Annotated in this window: 13 protein-coding genes; 6 read left to right on the top strand and 7 right to left on the bottom strand. The window is 44.0% G+C overall.

Annotated features, from left to right (window positions below):
* Window positions 1-20 precede the first annotated feature (20 nt).
* Both IRB79_RS03280 and IRB79_RS03285 read left to right on the top strand, forming a co-directional pair.
* Window positions 21-989 carry a DMT family transporter gene (locus tag IRB79_RS03280; RefSeq protein WP_243509193.1) on the top strand — a complete coding sequence of 323 codons (969 nt, stop codon included), beginning with the start codon at window positions 21-23 and terminating at the stop codon, window positions 987-989.
* Between the two features lie 114 nt (window positions 990-1,103).
* The gene (locus IRB79_RS03285) at window positions 1,104-1,781 is read left to right on the top strand and encodes a DUF421 domain-containing protein (protein ID WP_243506705.1); all 678 of its coding nucleotides are present in this window, start codon (window positions 1,104-1,106) and stop codon (window positions 1,779-1,781) included.
* Window positions 1,782-1,810: 29 nt separating this feature from the next.
* Here IRB79_RS03285 and IRB79_RS03290 read toward each other — a convergent pair whose 3' ends face one another.
* From IRB79_RS03290 to IRB79_RS03305, 4 genes are all read right to left on the bottom strand, one after another.
* Window positions 1,811-2,773 carry a D-2-hydroxyacid dehydrogenase gene (locus IRB79_RS03290; RefSeq protein WP_243506706.1) on the bottom strand — a complete coding sequence of 321 codons (963 nt, stop codon included), beginning with the start codon at window positions 2,771-2,773 and terminating at the stop codon, window positions 1,811-1,813.
* A 216-nt stretch (window positions 2,774-2,989) separates the two neighbouring features.
* Window positions 2,990-3,337 carry a hypothetical protein gene (locus IRB79_RS03295; protein WP_009335932.1) on the bottom strand — a complete coding sequence of 116 codons (348 nt, stop codon included), beginning with the start codon at window positions 3,335-3,337 and terminating at the stop codon, window positions 2,990-2,992.
* Window positions 3,338-3,447: 110 nt separating this feature from the next.
* Entirely contained in the window at window positions 3,448-4,266 is an 819-nt protein-coding gene (locus tag IRB79_RS03300; protein WP_243509196.1) for an MBL fold metallo-hydrolase, read from the bottom strand.
* Window positions 4,267-4,452: 186 nt separating this feature from the next.
* Window positions 4,453-5,919, bottom strand: coding sequence for a TerD family protein (locus tag IRB79_RS03305; protein ID WP_243506707.1), 1,467 nt, complete (start codon window positions 5,917-5,919; stop codon window positions 4,453-4,455).
* A gap of 342 nt (window positions 5,920-6,261) precedes the next feature.
* Between IRB79_RS03305 and IRB79_RS03310 the strand changes: the two genes are divergently transcribed.
* The gene (locus IRB79_RS03310; protein ID WP_243506708.1) at window positions 6,262-6,987 is read left to right on the top strand and encodes a glycerophosphodiester phosphodiesterase; all 726 of its coding nucleotides are present in this window, start codon (window positions 6,262-6,264) and stop codon (window positions 6,985-6,987) included.
* Between the two features lie 169 nt (window positions 6,988-7,156).
* On the opposite strand, the gene IRB79_RS03315 is transcribed toward IRB79_RS03310, so the two are convergent.
* From IRB79_RS03315 to IRB79_RS03325, 3 genes are all read right to left on the bottom strand, one after another.
* Window positions 7,157-7,597, bottom strand: coding sequence for a hypothetical protein (locus tag IRB79_RS03315; protein ID WP_243506709.1), 441 nt, complete (start codon window positions 7,595-7,597; stop codon window positions 7,157-7,159).
* A gap of 9 nt (window positions 7,598-7,606) precedes the next feature.
* Window positions 7,607-7,957, bottom strand: a complete 351-nt coding sequence (locus IRB79_RS03320; protein WP_221880495.1) for an ASCH domain-containing protein — start codon at window positions 7,955-7,957, stop codon at window positions 7,607-7,609.
* Between the two features lie 134 nt (window positions 7,958-8,091).
* Window positions 8,092-9,783: a glutamine--tRNA ligase/YqeY domain fusion protein gene (locus IRB79_RS03325; protein WP_243506711.1), complete on the bottom strand. Its 1,692-nt coding sequence runs from the start codon at window positions 9,781-9,783 to the stop codon at window positions 8,092-8,094.
* A 301-nt stretch (window positions 9,784-10,084) separates the two neighbouring features.
* Here IRB79_RS03325 and IRB79_RS03330 point away from each other — a divergent pair, with 301 nt between their 5' ends.
* The 3 genes from IRB79_RS03330 to IRB79_RS03340 all read left to right on the top strand — a co-directional run bounded on the left by IRB79_RS03330 (window position 10,085) and on the right by IRB79_RS03340 (window position 15,323).
* Entirely contained in the window at window positions 10,085-10,849 is a 765-nt protein-coding gene (locus tag IRB79_RS03330; protein WP_243506712.1) for an alpha/beta hydrolase, read from the top strand.
* Window positions 10,850-11,031: 182 nt separating this feature from the next.
* The gene (locus IRB79_RS03335) at window positions 11,032-12,234 is read left to right on the top strand and encodes an MFS transporter (RefSeq protein WP_243506713.1); all 1,203 of its coding nucleotides are present in this window, start codon (window positions 11,032-11,034) and stop codon (window positions 12,232-12,234) included.
* Between the two features lie 341 nt (window positions 12,235-12,575).
* Window positions 12,576-15,323: a dynamin family protein gene (locus IRB79_RS03340; RefSeq protein WP_243506714.1), complete on the top strand. Its 2,748-nt coding sequence runs from the start codon at window positions 12,576-12,578 to the stop codon at window positions 15,321-15,323.
* Window positions 15,324-15,393 lie beyond the last annotated feature (70 nt).

The raw sequence follows: 15,393 nt of genomic DNA on the forward strand, positions 1-15,393 counted from the left end.
CCCATTTGAAATATGATAAAATGATACAAATTATGAACTTGGATTTTCTGGAAAGAAGGATCGATGTGAAAAACATAAAAACATACATTCTCCTCACTTCCATCATGGCTTTATGGGGATTGAATGTCAGCATTATAAAAATTCTTGTCAGTTATTTTCCTCCGGTTTCGATTACTTCTTTGCGAATACTAACTGCGGGTATAACCGTGTTTTTGATATTAAGCATAATGGGGAAAGTGAGAAAGCCGAGCTTGAGGGAAATCTCGTACATTGTATTTGGCGGCCTTTTAAGTGTTGTCAGCCACCATCTTTTTCTGGCTATAGGCCTAACGGGAACAAGTGCAGTGAATGGGGGGCTTATTCTAGGTGCCGGTCCGCTCTTGACAGCCATACTGTCTTCCATTCTGCTGCGCCATAAGCCTACAGGCATTCAGGTTATAGGTTTTCTGCTTGGCGGTGCAGGCGTGACTTTTATTGTCCTTTCAGGGAATAAAGGGATATCGAGCTTAACTCCGGGAGATTTCTTTGTGTTCCTGTCCATTCTTTCACAGGCTCTTAGCTTCATTGTAATCAGCAAGGCTTCGAAAACGCTTGATCCGCGATTGCTGACAGGCTATATGCTGATTTTTGGAGGAGTGATCCTTTTTGTAATGGCCAGCATTATGGAACCCGGCGGACTTAAGGGTATAACTGAAGCCCCAGCCTATGTTTGGGCTGCATTTGCAGCATCTGCCGTATTGGCAACAGCTGTCGGCCATATGGTTTATAACACAGCCATCCGTAATATCGGGCCTGCAGAAGCCAGTATTTTTTTGAACCTGAATACCTTTTTCTCATTGGCAGGCTCAGCGTTCATTCTTGGTGAAGTAATCACTATAAACCATATGCTCGGGCTGGTTCTTATTGTGGGAGGTGTCCTTTCAGGATCTGGAGCATTGGAGGATTTAGTATTCAGGAAGCGGAGAAAAGAAAATAGCCAGTATATGTAAAGTGGTCTCTTGACATAGAGATCACTTTTTTTTGCAAAAAGTGGAATAGGGGAAAAGGTGTATTCAAAGTCTGGTAAGGGGAATAGAGAGGCTATAGAGAGAGGAGGAGCATTGATGTATTTATCAATAACAATAAAAATGGCTGTTGGACTAGTTGCCTTGTTAGCTGTAACCCGTATTCTTGGAAAGAAGGAGCTTTCACAGGTAACTCCGTTTGATTTTGTCTATGCGGTTGTTCTTGGAGGGATTATTGAGGAAACCATTTATGATGAAAAAGTAACAACGCTTCAAGTGATCTATTCGGCTTTATTATGGGGAGCATTTATTTACATTATTGAAATTCTGGCAAAAAAGAAAAATATATTCAGGACGATTTTAAAGGGAAGGGAGTCGGTCCTTGTCAAGGATGGCAAGCTGAATGTGAAGGAGATGGAGAAAAACCATCTTGAAATGGAACAGCTGAGAACAATGCTGCGCCAAAAAGGAATATTCAGCATGAATGAAGTTAAATACGCTTACCTTGAGACCAATGGCGGATTAAGTGTAATGAAATACCAAAAAGAAGAGCCTGTCACTCCTGAAATCATGAAACTTGAGGTGAAGGAAAAGAATCCTTCAACTTTACTGATTGATGAAGGAGAAATAGTGGATGACGGCCTTAAATTACTGGGGAAAGATGGGGAGTGGCTGAGGGAGTCTATTAAAACAGAAGGCTGCCATAATATTAAAGATATCTTCTGTGCGGAGTGGTCGGAAGAAGAAGGGTTTTATATCGTAGCTTATAAAAAATGAGCCTTGCGAATGCTGCAAGGCCCTCTTTATTAATATCCCTTTTTATAATCTACTTGATTAATGCCAGGAGTACCGCTGTTTATGTACTCCTTCAAATTAGGAATGAATATATCTTCAATCACACGCTTGGTATAGTGTTCCGTCGATCCGGCAGTATGCGGAGTAATGATGACATTATCATGTTCCCATAGAGGGCTGTCTTCAGAAAGCGGTTCTTTTTCAAATACATCCAGCCCTGCACCGGCAATCTGACCGTTCTGCAGTGCGGCAATCAAATCTGTCTCTTTTACAATTTCACCCCGGCCGATATTGATGAAGAAAGCAGAATCCTTCATGCGGGTAAACTGTTCGGCTCCGAATAGCTGCCGTGTTTCCTGTGTAAGCGGAAGTGTGACCACAACATAGTCACATAGAGGCAGCACATCGTTCAGCTGACTGGAGGTATACATTTCATCTATATACTCTTCAGGTTTTCCGGAGTGCCGAACTCCAATCACCTTCATGCCGAATGCTTTGGCAATCCTGGCAGTTTCTTTCCCGATGGCTCCTGTGCCAATCATGCCGATGGTTTTATTATGAATTTCAAGCTTCATTCCAGAATGGTGCCATGCCTTAGCTTGCTGATTTTTTACATATGTATGGATTTTGCGGGTGAGCCCAAGCATTAATGCGAAAATCGTTTCTGAAATGGGGTTAGCATGTACGCCATTTGCGCTGGTAATCTGGATGCCCTGTGATTCCATTTCTGCCAGGGGCAGGGAATCGACCCCAGCACTCCAGGACTGGAACCACCGGAGGTTGCTGTTTCCCTCAAGGACCATCTCTTTTAGTTCCTTTTTCCAGCCGGCGATAACTTCGGCTTCTTTCATCTGATTGTGCCAGCTTGCTGAATCTTTTCCGGAAATGAGCTCCCAATCGGGGATGATTTCTTTAATTTTATCAATCTGTGAGGGTTCCAGATCATGTGTGACGATACAGGTTCTTTTTGACATGTGTGTGATCCTCCAATTTTTATTTTTTTGAAAAGTCTGTAAATATATCATAGTCTATAAAACTATAAATGTGAACTATTCTAATAAAATGAAAAATAGCATAGAAATCAGAAGAATAGCAATCAAATCCATAATACGATAAATAAGTTAGTTTAGGTTGAGCGATACGAAAACAAAAGAGCCCCCGGAAGCTGGAACCGGGAGCTTTACTATCTATTAAGAGGGCTGAAAACCTATTAATTTTGCTTTCTTATCAACACCGAGTGTCTGTTTATCCGGGAAGGTAATGACAGAACTGATATAATCCCAGCGGATCAGAAAATGGGTGACGCAATCTTCTTCCTTTTGCTGTTCTTCCGGGATGTCGGTACCGTCTTCCTCTTTGACCATAGTACGTTTGAAGCAAGGATTCTCAACCCATATTCCCATGCTTTCTGTCTTGATCAGTTTAACAAGGTACCATTCATCGGGCTGATAAATGCCTGTGATGGAGCCGACGAGATCATTTGGAAAGTTCTTGAATTTTATTTGAATTTTTTGTCCTGTAAAGTTTTCAAGATGCATATATGAACCTCCTGAACATTAAAATTGTTTTTTTATACTCTTCCTTTTTTTGATTGTTTTAAACATCAAAAAAGCAAGATCCACACGATTTGGTGAACCTTGCTTTTTTTCTAACGTTCTCCGTCTACATATTTTCCGTGGTCTGGGACGGCAATTTCATCAAATTCATTTACGAGCTTGGCGAGGCTTTCCCTTAATACAGCGGCAGCCATTGGAATGCCGTGGCCTGTGATGGCGACATCTGGCTGAAGGGCTTCGAGTTTCTGTACGGATGTCCGGGCAGAATCCCAATCAGTTGTCAGGTAGCGGGGCGGGCCGCTGATTTCCTGTTCCTGGGTGAGCACACTGTATAAGGACTCCTGCTTCACTGTTACGAAAGCATCACCTGCAATCAGCACGCGATCCGACTCTCTGAATAGGGAGACATGGCCGGGAGTATGACCTGGTGTGTGAATCCATTTCCATCCTTCCATATAGGGAACATTTCCGTCATCAGGTAAAGGCTGAACATGGGTTCCGAGATCAATGCCTTCATGCGGAAAAGTGGGAGATATCTTTGCGACAAGTCCGCCTTCAACACTCGCGTCAGGTTTTGGATAATCCTGCTGTCCCGTTAAGAATGGCATTTCCAGTGTGTGAGCGTATACAGGAACCTGCCAGCGCTCAACCAAATCGATAATTGCACCAACATGATCAAAGTGGCCATGTGTAAGAATAATGGCCTTCGGTCTGGCATTCTCTCCAAAGAGTTCTTCCGCCGCATCAATGATTTTCTCTGCAGATTTTGGCATGCCTGCGTCAACTAGAACCCAGTCGCCAGGCTTTTCTGATATTCGCACAAAACAAACATTCACAATCTGTACTGTCAGGCAGTAGACTCCATCCGCTTCATTAACAATCATTCCGCTCGTGGAGGAAGTCATGGGCATATAGCGTTCAGTAGATGAACTTTCCTTCAAGGATATTACCTCCTTAGTAATTTTAGAAATAACAGGGCCTTTATCTTTTTGAGTATACCCGCATGTGAACTTTGTATGCGGCATATTCAGGAGGATGAGGGAATAAATGCAAAAAGAGCTCTGCCGCATTTTGGCAGAGCTGAGGAATTTCACATATTAAGATAGGAATTCATGAGGGTTTAATCCGAGTTCCATGCAGATCTCTGTAACAGCCTGTTTTTCATTTTGATCAAAGTTCCCATCAGCATAACCGATCGCTATGCAATAACGGGCTACAAGGCGGGCAATCTCAGGCTTATTTCTTACCCGGCCAACTGCTTTGAAGGCTTCGGCCCGGCCGATGATCGGGTCCATCTCAATCCGCTGGACGAACATATTGAATTGCTGTATCACTTTTTGTGTATCGAACACTTTTAATTCCTGGCTGCTGTTTACAAACTCGACCATCTTTTGGCGTTCAGATGGATCAAGCCTGCCATCTGCCATGCCGACAAGAGCGCATGAAGCTACAACGGCGTCCAGGACATCCTGGCTCTTGAATCGTGTAAACAGCTCCTGGGCACGGCGCTTTTGGTCATTGGCCCACTGTGCGTAATCTGTCTGATTAGGCGACCATGAATTGCCGCAGGAATTACAGGTGAGCTTCAGCTGATTTTTTCCAATAAAGCCGCCAAGAAGTCCTACAGGCCCAAGGATGAGTCCTCCAATCGCCGCTTTTCCAAGGCCAAATCCTTTTTGGCCGGTGCGGATGTTAGTGGATCCGCAGCGGGTGCAGGCAATATTTCCATCAGTATAGGATTGAGCCTGGACCGGCTGCCCAAAACCTGTCTGCCCGCCAAATGAAGATGGCTGCGAAGGTGGTGTGTTATAAGAAGCCTGATTGTAGGCAGGCTGGCCAAAGGACAACGGGCTGTAGCCTGATTGAGCCTGCTGGCTAAATTCTTGCTGGTTTTGCTGTGGACTGAATCCTTGAGCTGGCTGTCCAAAATGGGCTTGCTGCTGATATTGATTCTGGCTGAATGACGGCTGCGGACTTGAATCAGGCTCATCATCTACGGAAACGCCGAAATTGCGGCAAAGGGCAGCTAATCCGCCCTGGAATCCGCTAGCAATAGCATTGAATTTCCACTCGCCATTGTGACGGTATAGCTCTGCAGCGACGATGGCTGTTTCAACAGTAAAATCGCGACCAAGGTCGAAGCGGAGAAGCTCTTCGTTTGTCATGGCATTAAAAATTCTCACATAGGCATTGGAAACTTGTCCAAAGTTCTGTCCTTTCATCTGGGCATCATGAATGGTAATAGAAAAAGCAATTCGATGGATATGCTGCGGCACCTTATTTAACTCGATGCGGATTTGCTCATCATCCCCGGCACCGGCACCAGTTCTGTTATCACTGCTGTAAAGGATCGATCCGTTTCCGCCGGATGGATTATTATAAAACACAAAGTCACTATCACTTTGCACTTTGCCGGATGCACCTGTTAAAAATGCTGAAGCGTCCAGGTCATATTGCGATTGATTATGGCTGACATCCCAGCCCAATCCTGCCACCACAACCTGCAAACCAGGATTGGTTTTGGTCAAATCTACTTTTTGTCCCTTGCTCAATCGAACTCCCACAGATTTCACTCCTATTATGTTTTTTATACTTAGGATTTATAACTTTGTACTTTGAGAACTGTCTAGCTCCACAAGGAGCGCTTCGACAGCTTAATCATCGCACGACTAAAAGCGCTGGCTTTTAGGAGGAGCGCCTACCCCCTCGAGGGTCGGGGGTGGGCAAGGCGCTTCCGCTTTTCTTTTTATACGTTCAGAGAAGAAAGAAGTTTCATAGTCTTCATTATAAGGGAATTGGCTGCGAAGTGAAACTTGAGCGGCTAATCTGAGGATGAAAAAATGGTTTTGGGGCCGGGCGTAGAATAGTTTATTAATAATGACGTTATTGTCATAGGAGGAGATAATTTGAATAAAAGAGCGAAAGTCTTTGCCCACCGCGGCGTCAGCGGACATTTTCCAGAAAACACGATGGCCGCTTTCCAGGCTGCATTGGAGGCAGGGGCAGATGGAATAGAATTGGATGTGCAGATGGCTAAGGATGGAAAGCTGGTGATCATTCATGATGAAACGGTGGACAGAACGACGGGCGGCACCGGCTATATAAAGGACATGACCTTGGAAGAAATTCTGCGGCTTGATGCAGGGAGCTGGTTTGGGGATGTTAATGCCGGCGAAACAATCCCGGATCTGGAGCAGCTTTTTCAATGGGCAGTTATGGACGGCAACAAACTGCTGATTAATATTGAATTGAAAAATGATTTGATTGAATATCCCGGGATGGAAGAAAAGGTTATTGACCTTATCCTAAAATATGGATTGGAACAGCGTGTCATTATATCATCTTTCAATGCAGAGAGTCTGAAGAGAGTCCGGGACTTGAATGCAACTTTGCAGACGGGCTATTTAATTGAAGGCATTCCTGAAAACACACTCGAAATGGCGAAAAAAATCGGGGCAAACAGCATTCATTGTGAAGAGGGGTTTGCTCTATCGGAGTTTGGAAGGAAAGCAAAAGAAGCAGGGTTTCCCCTGCGGGTATATACCATAAATGATGAAACCCGCAGCCGATTTTTAAATAAGGCCGGAGTCGAAGTAATCATGACAGATTTTCCCGAAAGGTTTTTGAAATAAAGAGTTTATTGCCTGTGTAAATTCCGTTTATCCGCGAAAAAATTCAATATAACCGCAAAATTTGGATTTATCCGCGGAAATTCGAATATAACCGCGAATTCGAAAGGCATGCTGCAGAATGGCATCAAAAAAACAAGCGCGGATTTCCAGCGCTTGTTTTTAGCTAACTCTACCAAAGCACAGGCTTGGCCACCATGAACCAGAGCATGAGCATTAAAAGAAGAAGGTATATCCAGATAGAGCGGGTAAGCTTTCTGATAAGGAAATGCTGATCTGCTCCGGGCTCATCAAATTTCCTCAGAACGGGAGTAAAGGCCCGGGCGAGAAAAAAGACTGAGCCTCCCATCACCGCCAGGGTCGCAACGATCCAGGATGTCGTCCAGTCCCAGTGGCTGTTCACGATAAGAAGGACACCCGAGCCTACAAGTACATGTCCCGCATGCTTGACAAGGCGCACGGATGTCCTGAAGATGCCTATGTATGCCTGCTGAACCCCTGGCTGAACCGATTCCAATTTATTGACGATTGGAATCAGAACAAAAAACGGCCCTACAGAAAGAATGGCACTGCTGACATGAATATACAGCAGTATTCGGTACAGAATGTCCATCTTGGCAGATTACTTCTTCACTGCGCTGAATTCATGAACCCATACACGCATTTGCGGCAGCCAAGGCATACCCGGATGCATAGAAAGGATTGATTGTTTGTAGTCTTCTAAGCTTTCAAAGCCTTCCTGGCGGGCATGCTCATCTGTTAACTCTCCTAGAGATTGGGAATAAACTTTTTCAACAGCAAAATCCTGGCCCTCAAGTGTCATGATTTCCCCGACATCAGCATAGCGGCCATTGCGGCGTGTAGCTGTTTTCTTTCCTGCAAGAACCTTTTCAATGTCCTCTTTTACTGTCACCATGCGGTCTACTGAACATGTTTTCGGCGGTAATGTATTTGGGTCATGCTGGTTTGACATGATATTATTCCTCCTTATGTAAATGTTTACTTTTAACACCTTACCATACTTTTAAGCGGGAAGGTAGTTTATGAATAAAAGTAACTTTAACGGGCAGAAAAGGCTTGAGGAAACGAATCCCTCAAGCCTATGGATTATTTTAACTTAAATGAACTCTTCAGCGATACAATCCTGTTAAACACAGGTTTTTCTGCTGTTGTGTGTTTCGGGTCGACGTTGAAATAGCCGTGACGGAAGAATTGGAATTTATCCTGGGCTTTTACATCCTTCATGTTAGGTTCAATGAAACCATGAACAATTTCAAGTGAGTTCGGGTTCACGTAGTCAAGGAACGTTTTTCCTTCAGCTTCGTTTTCAGCAGCATCATCAGTGTCTGCCTCAGCGTTCTGATCGGCATCTTTGTCAAGAATCAATGGCTCGTATAAACGGAATTCAGCCGGAATGGCACTCTTTGCATCCACCCAGTGAAGCGTACCCTTTACTTTTCGGCCGGTAAAACCTGTTCCGCTCTTCGTTTCAGGGTCATACGTGCAATGCAGCTCAACAACATTGCCATCCTCATCCTTGATGACATCGTTGCACTTGATGAAATATGCATGCTTTAAGCGTACTTCATTGCCAGGGAAGAGGCGAAAATATTTTTTCGGCGGATCTTCCATGAAATCGTCCTGCTCTACATAAATCTCCCTCGAGAAAGGAATTTGGCGCATGCCCATCTCCGGGTTTTCTGGATTGATTTCCGCATCAAGCATTTCAGTCTGATCTTCCGGGTAGTTCGTGATCACAACCTTTAATGGGCGAAGCACACCCATCGTACGAGGGGCTTTCAATTTCAGGTCTTCGCGGACATAATGCTCAAGCATGGCCTCATCCACTACACCGGAACCTTTTGAAACACCCGTTTCTTTTACGAACTCTCGGATTGCTTCTGGAGTATAGCCCTTGCGTCTTAGACCGGAAATCGTCGGCATGCGCGGGTCATCCCAGCCATCAACATAATTCTCTTCCACAAGCTGCTTCAGTTTTCTTTTGCTCATAACTGTATTAGAAATATTCAGGCGGCCAAACTCGATTTGCTGCGGTGTGCTTTCCATTTCACACTCTGCGACAACCCAGTTATATAGCGGACGCTGATCTTCAAACTCGGTTGTACATAAGGAATGGGTAACTCCTTCGATTGCATCCTCAAGCGGGTGGGCAAAAGCATACATCGGATAGATGCACCAAGTATCACCCGTATTGTGGTGAGTTGCATGTGAAACACGATAGATAACCGGATCGCGCAAGTTCAGGTTCGGTGATGACATGTCGATCTTTGCTCTGAGAACTTTTGCTCCGTTTTCAAATTCACCTTTACGCATGCGTTCAAATAAATCAAGATTCTCTTCAGCTGAACGGCTGCGGTATGGGCTTTCTTTTCCAGGCTCTGTCAGCGTTCCGCGGTATTGGCGGATCTCTTCCTGGCTTAAGTCATCCACATAAGCTTTTCCTTTCTTGATTAAAAGAACTGCACGGTTATACATTTCCTCGAAGTAATTCGAAGCAAAGTGAAGCTCCTCCCACTCATAGCCAAGCCATTTAACATCTTCTTTAATGGCATCCACAAATTCCTGATCTTCCTTAAGCGGGTTCGTATCATCAAAACGAAGGTTCGTCTTGCCGCTAAAATCATCTGCCAGGCCGAAGTTGATGACAATCGATTTGGCATGTCCGATATGAAGATAACCGTTCGGCTCAGGCGGGAAACGGGTAATGACCTCTTTACGCTTTCCCGACTCCAGATCCTCTTTAATAATCGTTCGTATAAAATTTGAATTGTTTTCCAAACCGGTATCAGCCTTTCTGTTTATGTAGTTAGTACTTATTTTAATAATATCGGGAAGGAAAATAAAGCGAAACTTCCCTTAGCTGCGCTCCTAATGCCTGCTTTTTGTTTATAGGGCAATGCTGCTTATTTCTTTATTCATTCTATCTATTATAAACAAGACGATGCTGGAAAAAAAGTTTTTCTGAAGACTGGATGCGAAGTTTTACAAAAATGTTAAATACTTTCAAATAAGGAGGGATAGAGGGATGGGAAAAGAATATCTCTTAATAGGAAATAACTTATTGAATGGAGGAAGGAACATGTCTGAGAAGTATCCTATTTTAGAAGGCGCAGAACCTTTTTATTTTGAAGGAAATGAGATTGGGATTTTGGTTTCGCATGGCTTTACCGGTTCAACTCAAAGTATGCGTCCCCTTGGGAAAGCTTATGCAAATGCAGGGTATACGGTCTGTGCTCCAAGGCTGAGGGGACATGGCACTCATTATGAAGAAATGGAAACAACCACCTATCAGGACTGGATTCATTCTGTTGAAGAAGGCTATCAGTGGCTGAAAGAGCGCTGCAGTACGATATTCGTTACAGGTCTATCGATGGGCGGCACCCTGACATTGTATATGGCCGAGAAATATCCTGAGATTAAGGGAATTATCCCGATTAATGCAGCTATAGAGATTCCTGATATGGCTGCAGCAGCCAGCCTGGAGGATGTCCGCTTCCTTGATGCAATTGGATCAGACATTAAAAACCCTGATATAAAAGAACTTGCCTATGAAAAGACACCGGTTAGATCGATTGGTGAAATTACAGAACTGATGAAGAAGGTCAAAGCCGAATTAGGGAAAGTGACATGTCCGGCACTGATTTTTGTCTCAAAAGAAGATCATGTAGTTCCTCCTTCCAACTCGCAGGAAATATACAGCAGCATTAAATCAGCTGCAAAGGAATTGGTCACCCTGGACAACAGCTATCATGTGGCAACATTGGATAACGATCAGGAAATCATTATAGAAAAAACACTGCATTTTCTGCAGCGGGTACTGGAAACAAGCAGTCTTCAGGGGTGACGAGGGGAGCTTAATCAGGCTCCTTTTTTTATGGACTTTAATAGGAGATTTTCATTGTCTCAATAAAGTTCTATCCCTTGATGTAGTGCAAATTCCCGTTCCTTTTTCCAATCAGTTATGGTAGTATTTAGTGATGCGAAATAATTAACTGATTTATTCTAGAGATAAAAGGAAAGCGGGGGATGCAGTTGATAAAGGATGTAAAAGAGACTTTGTGGACAAAGTCTTTCATTATGCTGATGGTCGGGAATTTATTTGTCTTTATGTCGTTTCAGATGCTGATTCCAACACTGCCTCCATATATAAAGTCCATAGGAGCAACTGGTCTTGAAATTGGGCTGGTTACGGCGCTGTTTTCGATTGGAGCCGTTTTGAGCAGGCCTTTCATCGGATTCATGCTTGAATATAGAGCAAGGAAGCAGCTGGTGCTGATTGGGGCAGCGGCGCTTCTGGCCATAACGGTTATTTATCCGCTGTCAAGCGTGGTGATGATTTTTCTGCTGTTCCGATTCATCCACGGGCTCGCTTGGGGATGGTCAACTACTGTGAACGGGACAGCAGCTGTAGATGTAGTGCCTAATTCCCGTCTTGGAGAGGGAATGGGTTACTATGGCCTCAGCGTTACGATCGGGATGATCATCGCTCCGAGTCTTGGAATCTATCTATATCAGATTACCTCTTTTACCAACCTTATTTATATCTCGAGTGTGCTTGGCGTAATTGCTATTGGGCTCCTATCCATTGTTCGCTACGAAACGCCTGCAGCTGTTCTGGAAACAAGGAAAGAGGATCTGAAATTTTCTTACTTAGGCTCTTTAATCGAAAAATCCAGCTGGTTTCCTGCCTTTATTACGATTATTGTGACATTTGGGTATGGTTCCATCGTAACGTTCATCGTTATTTTTGGAGAAGAGCGCGGCATTGATCAGATTTTCCTTTTCTACCTGTTCAATGCGATCATGGCATCGCTATCGAGGCCGATTGCCGGGAAGTGGTTTGACCAGCGGGGGCCAAAGGGACTTGTACTGCTTTGCACGTTCTTGACCTTTATCGGCATGTGGGTACTTTCTTTCGCTCATTCGAATTTGTTTATTATCATAAGCGGAATTTTGTTCGGAATTGGCTTTGGATCATTGATTCCTACTCTGCAGTCATGGACGCTGTCGATGACACCACCCAACCGCCGGGGTGTGGCAAATGGAATGTTCTTCTCATCCATAGACCTTGGCATTGGACTAAGCGGCCTTGTGTTTGGGGTGCTTGCACAGTTTGTGGAAACGGCAGCACTATTCCAAATATCAAGTGTGTTCCTGATTCTTGGCATGGCTGTTACAATCCTCTATGGCAGACGGCGCTCAGCCGCCCGCCCGCAGCAAGCCTCTTAATGAAGAATGAAAACTGGCAGGCAGGAATATATATTTCTGTCAGCCAGTTTTTATTTTGATTTGGGGTGGTATTAATAAATAGAAGCTGGTTCCAACTATTAAGAATATTACACAGGAATACAGTAATGTTTCAAAAATGATAGAGAAATGAAATTTTTTGCAGAAAAATTTTTGCTACAATATAAGGATAAAGGATGAAAATTGGCGCATTATGCGTTTTTTTATAAAAGCATGCTGAGAAAGCCCTATGAAATTAGGAAATCAGCAGGCTGTTCAATAAAATTCTTTTAAAAGCCGGCGCCTTTGGCGCACTTTTAAAAATAGCACTGCGGGGGATCAAGATGACTTTAGAGAAGCAGCTAATCAGCAAAACCTTTTATGAGACCTTCATGGAATCTAATGAAAATGTACATCCGATCAGGGTTTTGGGTGAACTGTATGTGGCTGAGCAGCAGAACGAAGTGCCCGATTTAACCAATATCCGTTTCGCCCAGGGTGAGGTGTATTTCCTTAACAAAGATTATGAAGCGGCCATTTTTAAATGGGAGAGCATTCCGAATGAATTGGCGCCATGGGCACAGAAAAATATGGCTGATGCCTATTTTGAATTGGATTTGCTTTCAAATGCAGAGGACTTTTACAAATCCATTGAAACAGATTCAGAGGTGCTAAAAACCGAAGTGCTCCTTCAGCTGTTTTCACTTTACATACAGCGCGGCAAGCTTGAACTGGCTGTTGAATCCATTAAAGATGCGGTCCGATTAAATCCGGATTATCCGGATGTGACCGATCTGGCACGCGGATTCTTTGAAGAACACAGCGATTGGGGAAATGCGGTGGAACTGGCTGTCAATGAAGCAATCAGGACGGAATCCCTATCCTGGTTTGAAGTTCTTCACTCGTATGTGGCACAGGGGCGTACAGCTAAAATGGAGCCAAACTATTTCAGTGAGGCGCTTTCGGTGTTGTACCGTGTGGACGAGGCTCATTTTGAAAGTTTATCAGCGGCTCTGTGGAATAGCTACAAGAAAACAGATCTGTATTTCTCATGGCTGAAAGAATATAACCATCTTCTCCTGAATATGGAGCCAGGGCGCTCACATACATGGAGCCTGCTTTCCGAGCTTTACAAGGATACTTATTTTGAACTAATCAGCGGTAAGCATCTAATCCGGGACTTATCACACCTGATACCGAATCATATAACTAACTGGGTGAAAATAGCTGCACCTTCGCATTCCCTTGTTTCAGCCTCGGCAGTGCTGGCGTGGAGCGAAATTTTCCCGTCCAATATTGATTCTTCAGCTGTCAGCGAGGCAGAAGGCCTTGTGAATCGCTCTGTCCGCTATCAGGATGGCCTTGAGGAAAGCTTCAAGCTATTTGAAAATGTCATGAAATGGGCGAAGGAAAAGGGCGTGCTGATGGGTGAACGCTTTGAATGGATGGTCCGTGAGCTCCTTGATTTGGATGCCGGGCATTTGCTGATTGCCGGTGCGGCTTCAAATGGAAAATCCTCGTTTGTGAATACTCTTCTCGGTGAAGAGCTGATGGGAGATTCCACTTCTGCTTCAGTGCTCTTCAAGGATAGTGATGAAGCGGAAATTCATGCCGTTACGGACGAGGAAGTGCGGAGTATTTCTGACCTTGAGGACTTTAGGCAAAGCGCAGAAAAAAGCCAGCAGACGCTTATCCGCTGCAGAATGCCTCTCGCCTTTTTACAGAATAATAGACTTGCTGTCATAGATACGCCAGGTCTTGCGGGGCAGAGTAAGTTCAGGAATGGTGTGTTCCAATATCTCCATTTTGCAGACAGCATGCTGTTTGTCCTGAATGCGGATTCGCCTCTGACAGATAAAGAGCTGGATCTTGCTGTGAGAATGAGAGAACAGGCTCCGGAATTGCCTATTCATTTCCTTCTCAGTAAAATGGACCGGATTCCAGACAGCCAGGATGCCATGGATCTTCTTGATGAAACCCAGTCCCGTGTTCATACCTATTTTCCAAAAGCAAAGGTGTTTGCTTTCTCCGCCTATTATGAAAGCGAAAGCCAGCTGAATGATTTAGCAGTCTTTATCAAGTCGATGATGGATGGACGGAACCGGAAAGAAGAGCGTACAGCAAAGGTTCTTTACTATATTAAAAAATCGATCAAATTCCTTCTTGAAAAACGCGTTGAGATGGAAAACAGCTTGATTGATACTATTAAATGGAACGAAGAAATGGTAACAAAGCTTAAGGGTGCCAACAATCAGCTGAGTGATATGGAAGAAGAGAAGATCCGGACGATTAAAAAGTCCTACAGCCAAATTAAAGATGAAATGAGACAGGATCTTGAGAAAAAGATTCCGGAACTGCTTCGGAATTGTTCAGAAATGGTGACTGAAGACAGTGATTTTGGAAAAATCCACACTGAGCTCAATGACGAAATGAATAATCGGGTACATGAATACATTGAAGAGACGGTTTTGCCGGATTTCCATGTGTCCATTCAGGAGTGGATTGCTGAAAGTGAAGGAGAGTTCAGAAGCAGCCAGGCATATCTGGATGAAATGAGCGAAAGCTTCAATGAGCTATATGGCGAGGAGAAAATCTCGCTGGACTGTGACTTCAGGGTTCTGGATGACTGGCGCCGCGACGCGGATCGAATGACGCGGGGAAGTGTTCAGCTGGAAAAGGCCAACATTCTAAACCGCTTTTCGCCATCGCAGTTCCTGCTGAAGAGTGCAGGCAAGCTGCTTGGTGCGATTCAGCAGAATAAAACCATGCTCCATAATAAATATAAACAGTTCATTGAACATGAAGACTATAGCGAGATCGCAGAATTCATCACCAATAAATTCATGCAGCAGTTCGAACTTTTCGAGAAATCGCTTGAACGGGATATTAAAATGTTCTTCAGAAATCCGTTCGATGTATTAAATCATACGGTTGAAGAGACCTATACGGACATAGCAGAAAATAAAGAAGCTTTAAGCGATATGCGCAAAAATCCTGAGATTTACCAGGATCCTCTGACACTATTTGACCTGAAGCTCCGCCAGTTTGAATGGATGACTTCAGCAGGGGAAAGAGTTAAGGAATATCGTTAAACATTAGGAAGGAGTTTTCCTTCCTTTTTTTTATGAAAAAAAATAGAAAAACAGGTTTGGTTTATAACGA

This window comes from Cytobacillus oceanisediminis (genome assembly GCF_022811925.1).
Lineage (GTDB): Bacteria > Bacillota > Bacilli > Bacillales > Cytobacillaceae > Cytobacillus > Cytobacillus oceanisediminis_D.

What these genes read in the sequence shown, in the direction of transcription:
- IRB79_RS03285 (WP_243506705.1), top strand. Translation starts at nt 1,104, where the DNA reads ATGTATTTATCAATAACAATAAAAATGGCTGTTGGACTAGTTGCCTTG.
- IRB79_RS03320 (WP_221880495.1), bottom strand. Translation starts at nt 7,957, where the DNA reads ATGTCAAACCAGCATGACCCAAATACATTACCGCCGAAAACATGTTCA.
- IRB79_RS03280 (WP_243509193.1), top strand. Translation starts at nt 21, where the DNA reads ATGATACAAATTATGAACTTGGATTTTCTGGAAAGAAGGATCGATGTG.
- IRB79_RS03295 (WP_009335932.1), bottom strand. Translation starts at nt 3,337, where the DNA reads ATGCATCTTGAAAACTTTACAGGACAAAAAATTCAAATAAAATTCAAG.
- IRB79_RS03335 (WP_243506713.1), top strand. Translation starts at nt 11,032, where the DNA reads ATGCAGTTGATAAAGGATGTAAAAGAGACTTTGTGGACAAAGTCTTTC.
- IRB79_RS03330 (WP_243506712.1), top strand. Translation starts at nt 10,085, where the DNA reads ATGTCTGAGAAGTATCCTATTTTAGAAGGCGCAGAACCTTTTTATTTT.
- IRB79_RS03290 (WP_243506706.1), bottom strand. Translation starts at nt 2,773, where the DNA reads ATGTCAAAAAGAACCTGTATCGTCACACATGATCTGGAACCCTCACAG.
- IRB79_RS03300 (WP_243509196.1), bottom strand. Translation starts at nt 4,266, where the DNA reads ATGCCCATGACTTCCTCCACGAGCGGAATGATTGTTAATGAAGCGGAT.
- IRB79_RS03315 (WP_243506709.1), bottom strand. Translation starts at nt 7,597, where the DNA reads ATGGACATTCTGTACCGAATACTGCTGTATATTCATGTCAGCAGTGCC.
- IRB79_RS03340 (WP_243506714.1), top strand. Translation starts at nt 12,576, where the DNA reads ATGACTTTAGAGAAGCAGCTAATCAGCAAAACCTTTTATGAGACCTTC.